Raw genomic sequence first — 19,732 nt, forward strand, 5'->3', positions numbered from 1 at the left:
TAGACTGGCTTTATAATTGTAACTCGTTGTAGCTATTAGAATTCAGTTGAGAATCTAACACCAAACTCGCTTGCGTCGTTGCTTAGAATTTGCAGGATGTAGTCACCTGTATTCAAGCGTGCATTGTCGTAACGCTCATCAAAAATATTGCGACCGTAAAGTGCAACAGTATACGCATCATTCGCTGGCGTATAAGCGATGTCGAAGTTAACAAGCTCACGGCTATCAAGTTTAGTCATACGCTCAGGTGCTGAAGTAGGCTCACCATACATTTCTGCACGATATGAGTAATCTGCACGTACGCGAATTGAATCACCACCATCAAGCTCAAAGGTATACTGCGGACCAATTGCAAGGGTTAGGTCTGGAGTAAGTGGCGCTACAGGATTGAATCCATCTTGCTCTTCAACATCAACATCCATATAACCAACGCTGGTCATCATGCTGAAGTTGCCATAGGTAAACGTAGCATCAGCTTCAACACCACGAGATGTTTGCTCTACCACAAGGTTTGCGGTGTCGAAGCCACCTTCGCTCACGCGACTTACTTGGTAAGGAAGATCTTCAAACTCAGTGTTAAATACTGCAACGCTAATGTCGAAGTAATCATTCACACGACCTTTAATACCTACTTCATAGTTAGTAGCAGTAATATTGTCAGACGCCGTAAAACAGTTATTTGCGCGAACCGCCGCTTGAGCGCCTTCGATATCATCAAAGCCACCTGCACCGAAGAACTCACCAATTAGGCAGTAAGGACGTGCTGGGAATTGACCCGACTGGTAGCCAGACTGAATTGTCGCATAGCCTGTCATGCCATTTTCAAATGTGTAGTTAGTGGCGAGTTCCCACGTCACTTCGTCCCAATCATTTGAATCATAGATAGTACCAAGTGCTGAAAATACGTTCGCTGATGCTTCTTTTTCATCTTTCGTGTAACGAAGGCCACCAGAAAGGCTAAGCTCATCAGTTAAGTCACGGCGAACGTTAACGTAAACCGCTTTTGAAGTGGTTTCTTGATCGAGCTCTAGCAGGTTAGCCCCACCGTCAAAACTAGAGTCATCACCTTGACGGTTGCTACCTTCTTCATTGAAGTAGTAAACACCAGCAACAAAGTCAGTGTATTCGTTGATATAGCCGTTAAGCTGAAGTTCGATTGATGTTTGATCGGCTTCGCCACGCTCAGGGAACTGATCCAACGAGTAAATTGTACCGTCATCATCAAGACCTGCTTTGTACTTAGATGTACGCTGGCTTGCAACAACCTTTGCAGTGTAGTCTTCGTTAATGTCCCACTCCGTAGTGAGTGAAAGACCACGCGCTTCGTTCGACACGCCAGTTACTGCTTCAGTACCTGTTGCATTGTCGTAGATATCAGCGCCTTCAGGTGTCACATCTGTGTTTCGTAACGGTACGCCAACACCATTCTGACCACCGAAGTAGCGATCTGAACCCACTTCATCAATTAGCACAGTGTAAGGACGCAGACCGCCGTCACCATTGTTAGCATCTGCAGTTAATACCATGCGGAAGTCATTTGATGGCTCCCACTTAAGAGAAACGCGGCCAGAAACATCTTCAGTCTCACCAACATCGTACTCGGCGTTAGGCACGTTGATGAACTCACCAAGACCATCGCGCTTGTTAAATGACAGGTTCATGTTAAACGCTACGGTTTCTGAAAGACCGTGGTTAACAAAAAGATCAGCTTTAACGCGACCACGTGTACCAAATTCAGTGTTGATTTTGGTTACATCACCTTGGTCTGGCTCTTTTGTGATGATGTTAATTGCACCACCAATCGAGTTACGACCATATAGCGTACCTTGAGGGCCACGAAGTACCTCAATACGCTCAATATTATTTAGGCTCCAGTTTTGACCAACCTGACGGCCCAGATAAACACCGTCTACATAAACACTCACACCCGGATCGGTTGTGATTAGGTGATCTTGAAGACCAATACCACGAATAAATGGGTTTACAGACGATGTGTGGCCGGCAGAGAAACCAGTAACATTTAGGTTTGGAACGAATTTACCAACGTCAGTCAGGTCAGTAATACCTTGGTCAGCTAACTTGTCGCCATCGAAGGCGCTAATAGCAATTGGAACTTCATAGATAACTTGAGGGCGTTTTGTTGCGGTAACGGTAATGGCTTCAAATTGTTGCTCTTCAGTTGCTTCTGCTTCTTGGGCAACGGCAATATTTGAAATTGCTGGAACGGTCATCGCTACTGCTAGTGCGACAGGTGAAAGCTTACTGGCGAGTGCCTTAGACACGTCAGTATTGGTTTTCATGGTATAACCCCTTTGCGTGAGTGTTAGGTGTAATAATATTTTTAGGCCGCTTCAAGTTCTTCTTTGGAACTTTGAAAGACTAAACTCACTAATTTAAGAGGCGCACATAACCTTGTGCTTATACTGGATTACAGGCAATAAAAAAGTAAGTCGCAATAAAACATTACAAACTTACTTTCAATGAAACTCTGCTTTAAAAGTAGAACTTACTTTTCCAGCCCTCTAAAATTCAGTACGAAGAATTTAGGCTTGAAGACTGGAACGATATGTTACCGTTAGATTACGATCTTGCAAAGTAAAATATTACACTTTTACTAAAATAAGACTTCAAAATTAGACTAATTGGTTAGGTTAAGCATCAAACAAAAAGTATGTATAAATTCCATAAAAACAATCAGATATAATAAAGATAATTTACTCTATCTCTTCACAACACCTAAGCGAATAAAGTAAAGAAGACCTAGACCAGATGGACAAACTTTAAACAAATCACCATTGGCTTGAATCATTCTTTAGCTCAGAACCTCTGTATGTAACTTTCGTTACCAAACTCCCTCCTCCGTCCGGGCAGTAGCTATCAATATGGTTGCGCAAGGTTCGCCTAATAGACGTAAGCTGACACATGGCTCTGTTTGCGTATCGCATTAAACCATTGCACAACTGTCAACACAGGCCTCTAAACAAGACTATCAGACTAATATCTTACTCTCGTTGTCGACAATCCTAACCTTTTAAGGTTGAAAAAACGCCAAAATGGGCATATATTGTCGACATTAGTCATTAAAAGATTCTATACAGTGTTAGCAAAAAGCGAACAAGCCATCACCAATGCCGACCGTACTTTCTTTCAGTTAAGGAAGGATATAGTTGAGGGTATCATTCCAGCAGGCAGTAAGCTGAGTGAAATGGAATTGTCGACAAAGTATGAAGTCAGTCGCGCCGTTATTCGAGAAGCCATCAATCGTCTCGCTACCTGTCACTTGGTGGAACGTAAAGCTAACGTGGGTGCTCGTGTGGTTGCACTGTCCCCCGAAGGCCTTATTCAGCTATACCAAGTGCGCGAAGCATTAGAGGGTATGGCCGCCCGCTTGGCTGCACGCTACATGAGCGATGAAGAAATTGCCGACATGCAGGCGTTGCTTGATAGCCACTTCGATAAAGTAAAAGACGGTCAAAGCTATTATCAAGAAGCCGGCGATGTAGACTTTCACTACAGAATTGTAACCGGCAGTAAAAACGATCATCTCATCAGCGTACTTGTAGACGGGCTTTACCATCTTGTTCGTATGTATCGCGTACAGCTCGGTATGGCTGGCCCTCGCGTAAGTACTGCGTTTGATGAACACAGACACATCGTTAACGCTATTGCCAATCGCGACGAGGAACTGGCTGAAATGCTAATGCGTCGCCATATTCTTTATTCAAAAAATAATATTGAGAAGAAGCTTAATCATGGTTAACACCACTCAGTCTTCTTCATACCTAATTCACCTCTACCCTACTTTCAAATAAGCGAGTGATTATCATGAGTGCAGGAAAGAAATTCAGAACCGCATTAGAGAACAACAAACCGCTACAAATTGTCGGCACCATTAACGCCTATACTGCCATGATGGCAAAGGCTATTGGGCACCAAGCGATTTATCTTTCAGGTGGAGGCGTAGCGAATGCGTCTTACGGCCTACCGGATTTAGGCATGACGTCACTTAATGATGTGATTGCAGACGTTCAGCGCATTACCAGCGCGTGCGATCTTCCGCTAATGGTAGACATCGACACCGGTTGGGGCGGCGCATTTAACATTGCCAAAACTATTCGCGACATGGAAAAAGCAGGCGCGGCGGCAGTTCATATGGAAGACCAGGTTGCGCAAAAGCGCTGTGGTCACCGTCCTAACAAAGAAATTGTTAGCACAGAAGAAATGGTAGACCGCATAAAAGCTGCAGTTGACGCCAGAACTGACCCAGACTTTTTCATTATGGCGCGCACCGACGCGTTCGCACAAGAAGGTTTAGACAAAGCCATTGAACGTGCAAAAGCCTATGTTGCAGCAGGTGCTGACGGTATTTTTGCCGAAGCAGTGCAAACCGAAGAACATTACCGTGCATTTGCTGAAGCGCTAGACGTTCCGATCCTTGCCAATATCACTGAGTTTGGCAAAACCGAACTATGGAATAAAGAAGAGCTTGGTGAATGGGGTGCCGACATGGTGCTTTACCCACTAAGTGCATTCCGTGCGATGAATAAAGCAGCAGAAATGGTTTACAAATCTATACTTGAAAACGGCGACCAAAAAGCCGTTGTCGACAGCATGCAGACACGCATGGAACTGTACGATTATCTTGGCTACCACGAGTACGAGCAAAAACTAGATGCTCTATTCGCAGAAGGTAAGAACTAACACGAATACGAAACAGCAGGAAGCGAGTGAGGTGCGAGGCACCATTGAAGTTGAAACGGTACTCAGGGCGTTACCACGCCGTGAACCCATCCATGGGGGCTCCGTTTCGGCATCCATGCCTCAAAGGGGTAACGCCCCGTGCACCGCCCCCACTCTCTCGGTGCCTCGCACCCCACTCGCCTGATGAGTTCAATATAGTTTTTATTTCTAAATTTTTAAAAAAGTACCTTACAAATTTTACAAGACCGGAGACAACAAGATGGCTAAACAGTTAAGTGGCGCGGGTTTACGCGGCCAAGTTGCAGGTAAAACAGCATTATCAACCGTAGGTAAATCAGGTTCTGGTTTAACCTATCGTGGTTACGACGTAAAAGACTTAGCGCAAAACTGTCAATTTGAAGAAGTGGCGTATCTTATTCTTAAGGGCAAGCTACCTAACCAGTCTGAGCTAGACGCTTATAAAGCAAAACTTCGCGGTATGCGCGGTCTTCCTTCAGCGCTTAAAGAAGTGCTAGAACGCATTCCTAAAAATGCTCACCCAATGGATGTACTTCGCACGGGTTGTTCAATGCTGGGTAACCTTGAAATGGAAACGAGCTTTGACCAGCAGCAAGACGTGACAGACCGTATGTTGGCATGCTTCCCAAGTATTATCTGCTACTGGTACCGCTTCTCGCACGACGGCGTGCGCGTAGATGTTGAAACCGATGACGATTCAATTGGAGGTCACTTCCTTCACATGCTTCACGGTGAAAAGCCACGTGAACTTCATGAACAAGTCATGCATGTATCACTCATTCTTTATGCAGAGCATGAATTTAACGCGTCTACCTTCACTGCACGTGTTTGTGCTTCAACCTTATCTGATATGCATTCTTGTGTAACCGGTGCTATCGGTTCTCTGCGTGGTCCACTTCACGGTGGTGCTAACGAAGCCGCCATGGAAATGATCGAGGGCTTCACTTCTCCTGATGATGCTGAAGAGAAGATGATGGGCATGCTTGAGCGCAAAGAGAAGATCATGGGCTTTGGCCACGCTATTTACTCAGACTCTGACCCGCGTAATGAAATTATCAAGCAATGGTCTGAAAAACTCGCTGCTGATGTGGGTGACGACGTACTTTACCCTGTGTCTGTTCGCTGTGAAGAAGTGATGTGGCGCGAGAAGAAGCTTTTCTGTAACGCCGATTTCTTCCATGCCTCTGCGTATAACTTTATGGGTATCCCTACGCCATTGTTTACACCAATCTTCGTAATGTCTCGTCTAACTGGTTGGGCAGCACACGTTATGGAACAGCGCGCTGACAACCGTATTATTCGTCCGTCAGCAGAATACACAGGCGAAGAACTACGCCCAGTGCCTGCTATCAGCGAACGCGCTTAAGATTAAGGTTGGGGTTTTATGAATATTGATTACCGTAAACCGCTTCCTAACGCGGGTATCGATTTTTTCGATACCCGTGAAGCGGTAGATGCTATTGAGCCTGGCGCCTACGCCAAGCTGCCTTACACCTCACGTGTACTGGCTGAGAACTTGGTGCGTAAATGCGCCCCTGAAATGCTTACCGACTCACTTAAACAGCTGATTTATCGCAAGCGCGACTTGGACTTTCCGTGGTTTCCTGCTCGCGTGGTGTGTCATGATATCTTAGGGCAAACGGCACTGGTAGACTTAGCGGGCCTTCGCGATGCTATTGCAGCAAAAGGCGGCGATCCGGCGAAGGTTAATCCCGTTGTTCCTACGCAGCTGATTGTTGACCACTCGTTAGCCGTTGAACACGCTGGTTTTGAAAAAGACGCGTTTGAGAAAAACCGTGCAATTGAAGACAGACGTAACGACGACCGTTTCCACTTTATCAACTGGACGAAAACCGCGTTTAAAAACGTGGATGTTATCCCTCCAGGTAACGGCATTATGCACCAAATCAACTTGGAGCGTATGTCGCCGGTTATTCAAGCTCGCGACGGCGTAGCCTTCCCTGACACGCTAGTAGGTACCGACAGCCACACGCCGCATGTTGATGCACTTGGTGTTCTTGCTGTGGGTGTGGGTGGTCTTGAAGCGGAAAGCGTTATGCTGGGCCGTGCGTCATATATGCGCTTGCCTGATATTGTAGGTGTTGAGCTAACGGGCAAACCACAGCCAAGCATTACGGCTACCGACATTGTATTAGCGTTAACTGAATTTTTGCGTAAAGAGCGCGTAGTCTCTGCTTATCTTGAATTCTATGGTGAAGGTGCATCGCACCTGACGCTGGGCGACCGTGCTACCATATCGAACATGACACCGGAATACGGCGCCACTGCAGCCATGTTTTACATTGACCAGCAAACCATCGATTACTTACGCCTAACAGGGCGTGAGGAAAAGCAAATTGCGCTAGTTGAGCAATATGCTAAGCACACAGGTTTATGGGCTGATGATTTAGAAACTGCCGAGTATGAGCGGGTGCTTACGTTCGACCTTTCTGCTGTTGGCCGTAACATGGCTGGCCCTTCTAACCCACACGCACGTTTACCTACCAGCGATTTAGAAAGTCGCGGTATAGCAGCGAAGTGGACCGAGGAGGAAGGCAAAATGCCTGATGGCGCGGTTATTATCGCGGCTATCACCAGCTGTACCAATACATCTAACCCACGCAATGTAATTGCTGCAGGTTTACTTGCTCGAAATGCCAACGCGCGCGGTTTAACCCGTAAGCCGTGGGTTAAGAGCTCACTAGCACCAGGCTCTAAGGCCGTTAAGCTGTATCTTGAAGAAGCTAACCTGATGAGCGAGCTGGAAGATTTAGGCTTTGGCGTCGTTGCCTTTGCGTGTACTACCTGTAACGGTATGAGCGGCGCGCTTGACCCCAAAATTCAGCAAGAGATCATCGACCGCGATCTTTACTCAACAGCAGTATTGTCGGGTAACCGTAACTTCGACGGCCGTATTCACCCTTACGCAAAGCAAGCATTCTTAGCATCGCCACCACTGGTTGTAGCTTACGCCATCGCCGGTACCATTCGCTTTGATATTGAAAAGGACGTATTGGGCACCGACAAAGAAGGCAACCCAGTAACGCTTAAAGACATTTGGCCAAGCGACGAAGAAATTGACGCTATTGTAGCGAAATCGGTAAAGCCAGAGCACTTCAGAAAAGTGTACGAGCCAATGTTCGACCTTAGCGTTGACTACGGAAAAGACATTAACCCGCTTTATGACTGGCGTGAAATGAGCACCTACATTCGTCGCCCGCCCTATTGGGAAGGCGCAATGGATGCTGAGCGCACCATGAAAGGTATGCGTCCACTGGCTATTTTGGGAGATAACATCACCACCGATCACTTGTCGCCTTCAAACGCTATTTTAGCCAGCAGCGCGGCAGGTGAATACCTCCACAAAATGGGCTTACCGGAAGAAGACTTTAACTCGTATGCCACACACCGTGGTGACCACTTAACCGCACAGCGCGCTACCCTTGCGAACCCGAAAGTGTTCAACGAGATGGTGCTGGAAAACGGTGAAGTGAAGCAAGGTTCACTGGCGCGCGTTGAGCCAGAAGGACAAGTTATGCGCATGTGGGAAGCTATTGAGACCTACATGAACCGCAGACAGCCGCTGATTATTGTTGCTGGCGCTGACTACGGTCAGGGCTCGTCACGAGACTGGGCAGCCAAAGGCGTGCGCCTTGCGGGTGTTGAAGTCATTGTGGCTGAAGGTTTCGAACGTATTCACCGTACTAACCTTATCGGTATGGGCGTATTACCCCTTGAGTTTAAACCGGGAACTACGCGTAAAACACTAGAGCTAGATGGCACAGAAACTTACGACGTAAGCGGCGAACCGTCACCAGGTGCAACGCTAACACTGGTAGTGAACCGTCAAAACGGCGAGCAACTAGACGTGCCGGTAACCTGTCGCTTAGATACAGCAGAAGAAGTCTCTATTTACAGCGCAGGCGGTGTATTACAGCGCTTCGCCAAGGACTTCTTAGAAGCTGAAGCTAGCTGATTGTGATAGGAAGACCTTTCAGTGGGAGGAGGTGAATCAGTCATAGGGCACGCCCTAAATACGTCCCTATAGGCTCCCAACTCGCATCCTTGCGAGTTGAGGGCCCTGAAACTAATCCACCTCCTCCGTAGCTAGTATCAGCTAGTTTGGTTGGAAGCTGTTTGTGATTTGAAACCCTCCAGCCGCAAGGATGCGGCTGGGGAGCGCACATGGATGTGTTCACAGCGTGTTTCAAATCACGAACAACCTTACTTCTCTCCAGATAAAATAGTTTTTAGTTTAAGAGTGCGTTGAGGCACGGTTGAAACCTTCGGGGCGCATGGACGCGCCCCGAGAGCCTACAAGGATGTATTTACGGCGTGTTTCAACTGTGCCTCAACGCACTCATACCGACGAAAGGAAAAAACATGACAAAGTATGCGCCACAACTTCGAGTACCGGCTACCTACATGCGTGGCGGTACCAGTAAGGGTGTGTTTTTCAATTTAACCGATTTGCCAGAAGCCGCGCAAAAGCCAGGTCCGGCGCGCGATGCCCTGCTTCTGCGCGTAATTGGCAGCCCCGATCCGTACGGTAAACAAACCGACGGTATGGGCGGTGCTACATCAAGTACCAGCAAAACCGTTATCTTAAGCAAAAGTGAACGTGAAGGTTACGATGTGGACTATCTATTTGGTCAAGTAGCCATAGACAAGCCATTCGTAGACTGGAGTGGAAACTGCGGAAACCTAACGGCAGCCGTAGGCGCATTTGCGATAACCAATGGGCTAGTGAATAGAAGTAAATTACCAGAAAACGGCATTGCCACCGTCAATATTTGGCAAGCCAATATCAACAAAGCCATTATCGCTAAGGTGCCAATGACTAACGGGGAAGTACAGGAAACGGGCGACTTTGAACTAGACGGTGTCACCTTCCCTGCCGCAGAAGTAGAAGTAGCCTTTGTTGACCCAGCTGACGGTGAAGGGGCAATCTTCCCGACAGGACGATTAGTCGACACACTTGAAGTTCCAGGCGTAGGCTCACTTCAGGCGACCATGATAAACGCGGGTATTCCGACTATTTTCATCAACGCAGAAGATATTGGCTACACAGGCACTGAACTGCAGGATGATATAAACAGCGACTCCGAGGCGCTGTCCAAGTTCGAAGCAATTCGTGCACACGGCGCGGTTCAGATGGGGCTCATCAATGATGTGGGTGAAGCTGCAAACAGGCAGCACACACCAAAAGTCGCGTTCGTTGCACCTCCAAGAGGTTACCAAGCTTCCAGTGGCAAAGATATTTTGGGTTCAGACATTGATGTATTGGTTCGCGCACTGTCTATGGGGAAACTTCATCATGCTATGATGGGCACGGCAGCAGTCGCGATCGCAGCGGCTGCGGCGATACCCGGCACTCTTGTAAATATCGCAGCTGGCGGCGACGAAAGAGACTCGGTTACTTTTGGGCATCCATCTGGAACGCTTAGAGTAGGAGCAAGAGCTACGTTTGAAGACGACAAGTGGCAAATTAAGCAAGCTGTAATGAGCAGAAGCGCACGTATTTTGATGGAAGGCTCCGTGCGTGTTCCCGCTGAACAAAGTTAGTACAACGCAATGTTATATAAGAATAAAATTATTTAGACATAAGTATAAAACGCCCTCTCTTTGAGGGCTTTTTTGTCTATAATTGGTTATTATCGAAGCCTAAGTGCCGAGAGTAGATCACATGTATAAAGTTCTTGTAGTAGAAGACAGTCTCACTGTCCGAAAGATTGTAAACAAACTTATTGAGGATAATCCTCACTTTACGTGTGATCTGTGCGAAGATCTTGCGGAAGCTAAAAGTGCCCTCGAGAGTGACACCGAATACTTGGCAGCCATCGTCGACTTAAACCTTCCCGACGCGCCCAACGGCGAGAGCGTTGAGCTTGCACTTTCCTACAACGTTCCAACCATCGTACTTACTGGGAATTTCGACGAATTTACCCGTGCTCAGTTACTCGATCAGGGCGTACTGGATTACATTACAAAAGAGTCTCGCTATTCATACCTTCAAGTGTCTAAACTTGTAGACCGTTTAAGAAAGAATCTCACTACCAAAGTGTTGGTGGTGGAAGATTCTAGAACGAGCCGAAATCACATTTGCTCATTACTTCGCAAATTCCAATTTCAGGTACATGAAGCGAACGATGGCTTAGAAGCGTTGGAAGAGCTTGATAATCACCGCGATATTAAAATGGTTATTGCTGATCACCGTATGCCCAATATGGACGGTTATGAACTGGTTAAAGCAATACGCCACGAAAAACGCATGCAAGACTTGGTATTTATCGGTTTATCGGCAAACGGCGACAGCGTGTTGACCTCGAAATTCATTAAAAGCGGCGCCAATGACTTCCTGTCCAAACCGTTTTATCACGAAGAATTCTACTGCAGAATTATGCAAAACCTTGAATCACAAGAAATGATTCAAACCATTAGAAATTCAGCAAACTTAGACCCGCTAACCAAGGTATACAATCGCCGTTTTCTCTACGAAAAAGCAGAGGAGTTATTTGCCAATAAAGCGTCGAGAAAGGATGTCATTGTGTCTATGATCGATGCTGACAACTTCAAAAGTGTAAACGATACCTACGGCCATAAAACGGGTGACATGTTATTGCAGGAATTTGCAGCATTGTTAAAAGATTACTTCCCCGACGATCTTATTGTGCGCTATGGGGGTGAAGAATTTACAGTGGTATCGGTAAGGCCACCTAAAGTGTATCTATCTGCGCTTTCAGCGTTTATGGATGCAGTGCGCTCTACTATTTTTACCAATCACAAGTTCAATATCACGTGCAGTATCGGCGTATGTACCGAGGAACACAAGTGCTTGGAGTCGCAGTTAGAAGTGGCTGATGCGCGCTTATACGAAGCTAAGCACGCGGGCAAAGATCAGATCATTCTGAGAGACTCAGTCGCCAAAACAGTAGAGGCGTAAATCACTGAGTCTACTGCAGCCAACGCGGTATTAAGTAGCAAACAACGACCAATAAGCAAAAATAGCCAAGCAATAGGGTGGCAATCGGCTTATCAATCAGTAAGCGTCGTTGACCAGAGGTGGTGATCGTCGCTGTATCGTTTTCATCATTAGCTGACAAAACAGACAAGATAATAGCGGGTATCACTGTGCTCGCGAACCCCGTTACATTCCACCAAAACCAAAACACGTCCTCGACAAAAAATGCGAACGACAAATTAGTCAGCACGCCACACATCAGGCCGGTATTGACCTGTGTGGCATTTATCTTCTTCGTTAGCATGCCAAGTAGAAACACAGCCAAGACAGGACCAAAAAAAACAGAGCCCACTTTGTTCACCGCTTCTATTACGGTAGGCGCTATATCGCCAGCATTGAGCGAAAGCAGCAAAATAATCCCTCCCCAAAGCAAGCCCGCAAACTTAGCATGATTCAGGTAGCCTTCAGGTTTTGCGCGTTTCCGAGTGAGTTTGAAATAATCTTCAAGCGAAACAGCGGCAAGAGAGTTTATTGCTGAGCTCAGTGATGACATGGCTGCAGCAAGAATAGCGACCACAAGCAAGCCGATAAGCCCATGAGGTAAATAATTAAGAATAAAGACCGGCATAAGCCAGTCCGGATTATCTTTAGGAATTTGCGATAGCAAGTTGGCGTCGTTAAACGCTAGTGTGCCGACCACCAAGCCTGCTAAACAATATAGAAGTGTTATAGGGAACCTAAAAATGCCATTGGCTAACATCATCTTTTTAAGATCGCTTTCCGATTTCGCTGACAATGCCCTCTGTGCTTCTGATTGATCACAACCGTAGTATGAGGCGTAAAGGATCACGCCACCTAGCACCATAGGAAAAAAGCCGAAGCCGTCACCATCAAAACCCAGAGATGAAAAATTAAGGGTAGAGACCCGCTCGCTTGGAAGTAACTGTAAAAAATGCTCCCAACCGCCTAATGCGTTAAGACCAAAAGCAATGCAGATAGCTGTGCCCAAAACGATGACAACCATTTGTACCGCGTCACCATATACAACTGCTTTCATGCCTCCTTGTAAGGAGTACAAAACGGTAATCACACCAATGAGTAATATTGCCTGCGTGGATGAAACCTGCATGGTTCCTTGCAATATAATGGATAGCGCGTAAACCATTATGCCGGTAGCGAAGGCTCTGCTAAATTGAAATACAACACTGATACAAATACGGGTAGAGGTAGAGAAACGTCGCTCAAGATAGTCATAAATACTCACCACACCGCTTCGGTATAATGTAGGCAACACGGTGGTAATGAGTAAAAGCATGGCTAACGGAACTGCCAGTTCATAAGAGAGCCAAATCAGCCCTCCACCCTCACGGAAGCCGACAAATGCAGGAGCGGAAATGAAACTGACCGCCGAGAGTTGCGTCGCCATCACTGAAAGTAACAGCGGTTTCCAACTTAAGCTTCTTCCAGCGAGAAAATAATCTTTCTTTGACTGCTGTCCACGCAAGCTAAAGCCGATGACGAGTAAAGTGATGAGGTAAATCGCGATGACACTGTAATCAAGAATATCCATATAAACGCAAGGTTAAGCAACTAAATACCTACCATTACATAAACTCGGTCTATTTGCATAAAAAACGTATAAAAAAGCAGCGCTCAAAGAAACAGTGTACGTTACATCCAAGACCTTCTGGTTGACTCCACCTCGAATAGCACACTATCAGCTAGTTTATTAACGTAGTCTTCTGGTAGAAACGGCACAGTCACTGCCCCCGAAGCCAGTACAAACTTAACGGTGGCCTGTTTTCTTCGCTTCATAAACACGCTTTGCTTAACGATAACTTGCTGCGCTTTATAGGGCTCAAAGCATTGATAGTCGATGCCTATTCTACCTCGCCTTATATAAACGTACTTACTGTCGTAGGCTATACCCCATCGCCACCACCTAAGCGTGAGTAACAGCGATACCGCACTAAAGACAACGAGTGAACCTAGCATAATATCTAGATGGGATGACACAGCGCCAATAGTGAAAAAGGTAATAAAAGGCAACGTCCAGCCCGCAAGCAACCAAAAAGTAATAAATCGCTTACTAATGGTTTGATAATCTTGACCTCGCAGGTCACATCCAGGCATCACTTCTTGACTAAGCGCGAAGGCTTCATCTTCGGTTACCGATGGCACAATAAGCTTATTTGGCGACATCAGTTCTTGCATTTGCTGCCCAGCCGTTGAGTTCTGCTCAAAATACAAATTCACCCGCTTTAGTATTTTATCCAGCCAGTCTTGCTTCGCCGTAATCATTTGGATGCGTGAAGCTCGCATGCTGACTTCCAGTTTATTAAGCAAGCCGCTGCGACGGATATAGCGATCACCTGTTCGTGAAAGTGTGTAGCCGTAAAAAGTGAAAAGCGCGCCACCAACACTCAGCAGTGCCACTAACGCCATAAGCATCGTGAGAATGACAAAGGCATACAATCCAAATTGCCACCACGCAACCGTTTGTTCACCAACCAGCTGATTAAGCTGCAAGCCTTTATCGGCTAACCACTCTGAAACTAGACCGAACACATCGTCATAGAAAGGTGCCGCAGCACCCAGTATGATCCACACGCGATTGTTGGTGATACCGTGAATAATGATGTCTTTCACGGACCGTCGATTTAATACTTCTTCATTTGAATGGGAAGAATCTATCGCTTTAGTGCGCGTTCGTGGCGTGGGAAAAGACGAACTCTGCTCGTCGGATAAATCTTCATTTGGCAAACAATCCAGGTCACCCTCATCGTGCAGCGCTTTTTCATACAACACCTGCTTTTTGAGCGCTTCAGCATAATCTTCAGGAACCGCTACAATTTTAGCTTCTTCTTTCCCACTTCCTGCGGTATCAAGCACCACTAGCGCGTACCCAAAAGGTCGGTAATAAAAAGGGCGTTCTATCTTAACGTTTTGAATACGCCACAAGGGCAAGTTGGTATAGCGGCGTTGAAACACGCCATGATGAATCTCAACGTGCTGGTTGTGCACGCGAAACTTGTACATTAAAAAGCTTATTACGCCGCTGACACTGGTAGATAGAAAGAGGATTCCAGCACCGATTAGTACTTCAGGCGACAGCAGGTTATCCCAAATATTGAACGATATGGCTAAGGCGGGAATGGTATAAATAAGCACTTGAGCCGAGTTGGTAAAATTGCGAATAGTAAAATACAAAATAGAAATTAGAGAGAGGCGCTGCCACTCATCACCCGTCTCTACTTTAAGTTTCGGTTCTTCCATATTAGCATCTTGCCCATGGGATTTGAGCACAGCATCTTCTTTCAGCTCTTTTGACTGATTAAGTGTAGGCGCTTGGTGTGAGGGCGTTTCTGATACCGTCATTAGCGTGCACCTATGTCTTTATGAGCAAGAATGAACTCACGCAACTGCTCTGCCCTTTCAATGCTTAACCCAGGTATTTCAAACGTGTGCATTTCACCACCAGCCGAAAACACCTGAAGTGAGGCAAGACCCGCCCACCTGTCCAATGGACCGCGATTAACCTCTACATGCTGAACACGCAAAATAGGTTGGCACGAGAGTTTTCTAAAAATTAGCCCTGACTGCTTACTGATGTCTTGCTCTCGAATCGCATAAAATATGCGTACATCAGCAAAAAAGTGGTACAGCGCCCATAGAGAGCCTACAGCGACGATACCAGCAACAACATACGGGTAGGCTTGCAGCAGTCCTTCTGGCAATGACCAAAAGCTTTGGAATCGTAACGCAGAAGCAACACCGATTAGCACTAAGGCTATCAATCCAATGGAGAGGATATTTAGTGTCCGGTACTTTTTGGATATAGGAAGTAATGCGAGCGTTTGAAGTGAGGGAATTTCCTCAACACTGAGCTGATTATTTGAAAACACGGTTTCTTGTTGTGCGCTAATTGTCATCGCATTAATTCCTTTTACCACTGTATAAATAAGTTCAGCCTGCCGCTTTTTTTAAGGAGAGGCTTAGCTACTTAACTACTTAGCTACTTAACTACTTAGCTACTTTGCTACTTTGCTACTTTGCTACTTAGCAACGCTGCTCTGAACGCTTTCTCTAGCGCAGTTTTTATAACAAAAAAGAGGGCAAGCCCTCTTTTTTACGTTTCCTATTAAAGAGCGCGTTATGCTAACTAGTCATCAACCTGCTGTTCATTCAGCCAATCGTGTAGTGCCTTCATGTCGTGCTGAACCGCCATTTGTAGCTCTTCCACCCAATCATGCACGTTCTCCCACCATGTAGGGTGGTCGCCCTGTTGAATTTGATTAGCAATACGCTGTACACGAGCCAAACCAACAGAGCCAGCGGCGCCTTTAATTTTGTGAGCCTGTGAGCACACTTCTGACTTTTCGTCCGCACTTAAGCTTAGCTGCAGTATTTCCATGTATTCAGGCATTTTTTCTTGGAATACTTTAACGCTAGCGCGCACCATTTCATCCCCTATGGTATCAACTAACATCTGTAACAAGTCCATATCTAAAATGTTACTTAATGTTTTGTTAGGTTCAGGGCGCTCTACTTCGCCATCAATTTCAAGCGGTGCAGGTGGTGCATGGAACAGCTCGTTAAACACCTCGATAACGCGAGATTTTTTAATCGGCTTCGCAATAACGTCATCCATACCGTTTTCTAAGTATTCATCACGCTTTTTAATGACGTTTGCCGTTAGCGCCACGATAGGCGTTTGCATAACCAGATCTTCTTCAATAATCGTACTTGCCACATCGAATCCTGTCATGTCAGGCAATTGAATATCAAGCAAGATAAGGTCGTATTGGTTTTCCCTGACTTTGTCTATGGCTTCTTGACCGGTCATTGCTACATCGACTTTCTGGCCAAGCTTCTCGAGCAAGGCTTTAGCGACCATGACGTTCAATTCAATATCTTCTACTAACAAGATATTGAGCCCTGTCACTTGAAGCTGCGCGACTTTCATTGGGCTATTAGAAATTTGAACTGGCAACACAATTTCAAAACGGGTGCCTTTACCCACTTTACTTGAAACGTGAATTTCACCTTTCATCAAGTCGACCATTTGCTTACAAATTGCCAATCCAATACCGGTACCTGTGGCCGATTGGTGGTCAGGGTGATCAACCTGATAGTACATGGCAAAAATCTTATCAATTTCGCTTTCAGGAATACCTACGCCCGTGTCTTCAATCACAAATGTCACATACGCCTTATCACCATCAGGTTTCGTCGATGAAACCGTTAAACTTACGTGACCTTTTTGTGTGAACTTCACTGCGTTAAACAGGATGTTCCATAATATCTGACGAAGGCGCGTACCATCTATTTCAACAAGACGGGGAAGCGGCTCGTTAATTGTCGTTTTAAGCTCTAGCTGTTTGTCGGCTGCAAGTAGACGAATAATGCTGCTAAGTTCTTCGGTAAAGTCTTTCAACGATATGGTTTTTAGACTCAGCTCAAGCTTATCTCTGTCTAACTTATCAAGGTCGATAATATCGTTAAAAATATTACCTAATGTTATAGCGCTGGCGTATATCGTACTTACCCAGTTAAATTGTTCTTCACTCAACTCGGTATCACGCAGCATACGGCTTAAGCCCACAATACCGTTTAGCGGTGTGCGTAGCTCATGACTTATGGTTGCGATAAAGCGAGTTTTGTCGGTACTTGCTTTTGCAGCAGCATTTTCAGCTTGCTTACGCTCAGTCATGTCTCGACCGAACGACAACAAGCCAAGGCGATTACCGTCTTTATCGAAGAAAGGTACACGCTTCATTTCGAAGTAACGACGACGTCCATCAGCAAAGCGAAGCCACAGCTCTTCGGTAATACTGGCGTTGGTTTCTAGAACTTCGTGATCACTCGCTACAATTTGGCGGGCAAGCTCTTCCTCATATACGTCTTTTGGCGTTAAGCCAAGCAGCTCTTGCTCGGTTTTGCCCGTCATAAGCTCCGCTATACGGTTACAACCAGCAAACCTGCCTTCTTCATTTCGGTAATATATTAAGTCTGGTGAAGCATCGATGATTGAACGTAACAAGGTTGATAAGCGGCGTGCTTGTGCTTCTTGTTCTGATTTATCCTGAATTTCTTTTTCTAAGTCTTTAAACAGCGCCTCACGCTCTTCTTGTGCTTGCTTGCGCTGCTCTATCTCGTGATTAAGCTGTCTGATGTTGCTTTGAAGTTCGCGGTTAAGAAAGACATCTTCTTCACGCAAACTTTCCAACTGGCTTACCACTTCCTTTAAGTTGGTACGTGAGTTTTCTAATTGCTTGATTAACTCACTAAAGAAATAAAGTACCCAAGGCGCAGATAACATGGTCAGTACTACAGCACTGATGAAGTCATCGGGCTGAACCTGGCTTCCCATGCTCACGCGAATTACGTATGAGCCCCCTAGCGTAAACACAAGCGAAAGAACAACAAACAATATGCTGAGCTTTAGAGTGCCAAAACGCTGAACAAATTGGGCAAAGCGAATTGCCCAAGAATCGTTTGGTGAATCTGAATGCATGTACGTCTAATTTAAGCTTATTTTGCGGTTATCCTATCAGGCTTTCCTCTTTTCGGGAATGCGGTTTGTCAAAGCATAACTCTGTGGCCCTGCTCAGAATTAGGATTTGAAAGGCGACTTTTCAGTAATTTCATTAATGTATTTGGTATTCACCCATCCCACCTTCGTGTAAGACACTTTCGCCCACTCCCCTCGCTTTTCCAGTATTTTTAGCACTTCGCCCTTATTCAAACCGTTCTCGACAGTTGGGTACGAAACATCTGGCCCTTTTCTCACATTCAGCGAATTGGCACTTACATTGGCCACCCGCTTTACAGGGCTAGCGAGATCCCGCTGAATTTGATCATGCGCCTCTCGCTGTGAATTCGAATCACTTGACTCAGTTGCCCACGTTTCACTATCACTTTGCAAAACAGCGGCTTTGAGTCTTTGAAGGGGAAAAGCGGGGCCAGGATCGACCTTTCGTGACGGCGCTATTTCTTCGTGCCCGACGATAGTAGAGATGTTGTAGTGGCTACACAACGCTTTACACAGCGATAGCGTCCTAACAATTTGTACGTCGGTGTACTTGTGCCAATAGCCCATAGACTGTTGGTTAATGTGCTGGGCAGCTAATACTTCATTCTCGCCAAAAATTTCGCCAAACCAACTTTCAAAGGTGCCGTCTCCTCTAGCCTTAAGCTGGCCGGCATTGTCTAATTCAATGCCGATAGAGTACTGATTCAAGCCACTACGCCCCTCGTAATAACTTTCTCCTGCGTGCCACGCTATTTTATTAGTCGGAAGCATTTGAACAATGTCACCATTGCGTCCAACGGCAAAGTGAGCTGACACACCGCTATCGGCATTGGTCAAGACATTCACCGAAGATGAAAGGCTACTACCGGCGGTAAAATGAATAACAATAGTATCGGGAGAGCCAGATTGAAAACGCCCAGATGTGTTAGGAGAAAGCCTGAAGGTGATATTGTCGCCAGTTAGAATATGATCATCTATACTAAATAAAGGCAGTGGTGAAGCATGTAGTGTATTCATACAATAATCCTTATTGTCTTAACAGCACGCCACCACAGTGAATTTTTATTCTTCGCCTTCCACATAAGCGTACACTCAATTCACACACAGGGCTCTCTATCAACATCCTTCAGCGCACCACGAGCCTTACCTGTGGTTAATTTTCAACCAATATAGCAAACTACTTATATTAGTGGAACCATAGCTTTACAAATTAATAAAAATACACCGCAAACCGCTATTGACAACATAAAACATCAATTTCAAAGCATATTTATTCATTAACAAAACACAAATGAGAAGTAATATCATTTATAAGGGGTGAGTTATTCACTTTGCAATACTGATAACATTTTTGTTACAAACATAAATGACGACACGTAAGTAACTGATTAATATATATTTAATTATATTTATACTAATTCACTATAAAGCTTATACTTTTAGCGTTTGATTTTAGTTTTTAATGTGGGTATTTTGTACGGCCCGCATCGCAATAATGCATAAAAATGCGGAAACGA

General features: G+C 45.6%; 12 protein-coding genes. 6 read left to right on the forward strand and 6 right to left on the reverse strand.

Features of this window, described 5'->3' with window-relative positions; genetic code table 11:
• Positions 1 to 35: 35 nt before the first annotated feature.
• Positions 36 to 2,300, reverse strand: a complete 2,265-nt coding sequence (locus MASE_RS14710) for a TonB-dependent receptor (protein WP_014950531.1) — start codon at positions 2,298 to 2,300, stop codon at positions 36 to 38.
• A gap of 797 nt (positions 2,301 to 3,097) precedes the next feature.
• Here MASE_RS14710 and MASE_RS14715 point away from each other — a divergent pair.
• The 6 genes from MASE_RS14715 (at position 3,098) to MASE_RS14740 (ending at position 11,662) form a co-directional block, all read left to right on the forward strand.
• A complete protein-coding gene (locus tag MASE_RS14715; RefSeq protein ID WP_014950532.1) occupies positions 3,098 to 3,760 on the forward strand; it encodes a GntR family transcriptional regulator in 663 nt (220 codons plus the stop codon).
• A 65-nt stretch (positions 3,761 to 3,825) separates the two neighbouring features.
• Positions 3,826 to 4,701 carry a methylisocitrate lyase gene (gene prpB, locus MASE_RS14720; protein WP_014950533.1) on the forward strand — a complete coding sequence of 292 codons (876 nt, stop codon included), beginning with the start codon at positions 3,826 to 3,828 and terminating at the stop codon, positions 4,699 to 4,701.
• Positions 4,702 to 4,960: 259 nt separating this feature from the next.
• Positions 4,961 to 6,085 carry a bifunctional 2-methylcitrate synthase/citrate synthase gene (gene prpC / locus MASE_RS14725; protein ID WP_014950534.1) on the forward strand — a complete coding sequence of 375 codons (1,125 nt, stop codon included), beginning with the start codon at positions 4,961 to 4,963 and terminating at the stop codon, positions 6,083 to 6,085.
• Positions 6,086 to 6,103: 18 nt separating this feature from the next.
• Positions 6,104 to 8,695 (forward strand): Fe/S-dependent 2-methylisocitrate dehydratase AcnD, encoded by a 2,592-nt coding sequence (gene acnD, locus MASE_RS14730; protein ID WP_014950535.1) that lies wholly within the window; start codon positions 6,104 to 6,106, stop codon positions 8,693 to 8,695.
• A 407-nt stretch (positions 8,696 to 9,102) separates the two neighbouring features.
• Positions 9,103 to 10,284 (forward strand): 2-methylaconitate cis-trans isomerase PrpF, encoded by a 1,182-nt coding sequence (gene prpF, locus MASE_RS14735; RefSeq protein WP_014950536.1) that lies wholly within the window; start codon positions 9,103 to 9,105, stop codon positions 10,282 to 10,284.
• 121 nt (positions 10,285 to 10,405) lie between these two features.
• A complete protein-coding gene (locus MASE_RS14740; protein ID WP_014950537.1) occupies positions 10,406 to 11,662 on the forward strand; it encodes a response regulator in 1,257 nt (418 codons plus the stop codon).
• Positions 11,663 to 11,672: 10 nt separating this feature from the next.
• On the opposite strand, the gene MASE_RS14745 is transcribed toward MASE_RS14740, so the two are convergent.
• From MASE_RS14745 to MASE_RS14765, 5 genes are all read right to left on the reverse strand, one after another.
• Complete coding sequence (locus tag MASE_RS14745) at positions 11,673 to 13,250, reverse strand: sodium:solute symporter family transporter (protein ID WP_014950538.1); 1,578 nt, start codon at positions 13,248 to 13,250, stop codon at positions 11,673 to 11,675.
• Positions 13,251 to 13,351: 101 nt separating this feature from the next.
• Positions 13,352 to 15,058, reverse strand: coding sequence for a PH domain-containing protein (locus tag MASE_RS14750; protein ID WP_014950539.1), 1,707 nt, complete (start codon positions 15,056 to 15,058; stop codon positions 13,352 to 13,354).
• Positions 15,058 to 15,612 (reverse strand): PH domain-containing protein, encoded by a 555-nt coding sequence (locus MASE_RS14755; RefSeq protein WP_014950540.1) that lies wholly within the window; start codon positions 15,610 to 15,612, stop codon positions 15,058 to 15,060. The genes MASE_RS14750 and MASE_RS14755 overlap by 1 nt, the downstream gene beginning before the upstream one ends.
• Before the next feature lie 230 nt (positions 15,613 to 15,842).
• A complete protein-coding gene (arcB, locus tag MASE_RS14760; protein WP_014950541.1) occupies positions 15,843 to 18,197 on the reverse strand; it encodes an aerobic respiration two-component sensor histidine kinase ArcB in 2,355 nt (784 codons plus the stop codon).
• 99 nt (positions 18,198 to 18,296) lie between these two features.
• Positions 18,297 to 19,232 carry an N-acetylmuramoyl-L-alanine amidase gene (locus MASE_RS14765; RefSeq protein ID WP_014950542.1) on the reverse strand — a complete coding sequence of 312 codons (936 nt, stop codon included), beginning with the start codon at positions 19,230 to 19,232 and terminating at the stop codon, positions 18,297 to 18,299.
• Positions 19,233 to 19,732 lie beyond the last annotated feature (500 nt).

The sequence above is a fragment of the Alteromonas macleodii ATCC 27126 genome, assembly GCF_000172635.2.
GTDB lineage: Bacteria > Pseudomonadota > Gammaproteobacteria > Enterobacterales > Alteromonadaceae > Alteromonas > Alteromonas macleodii.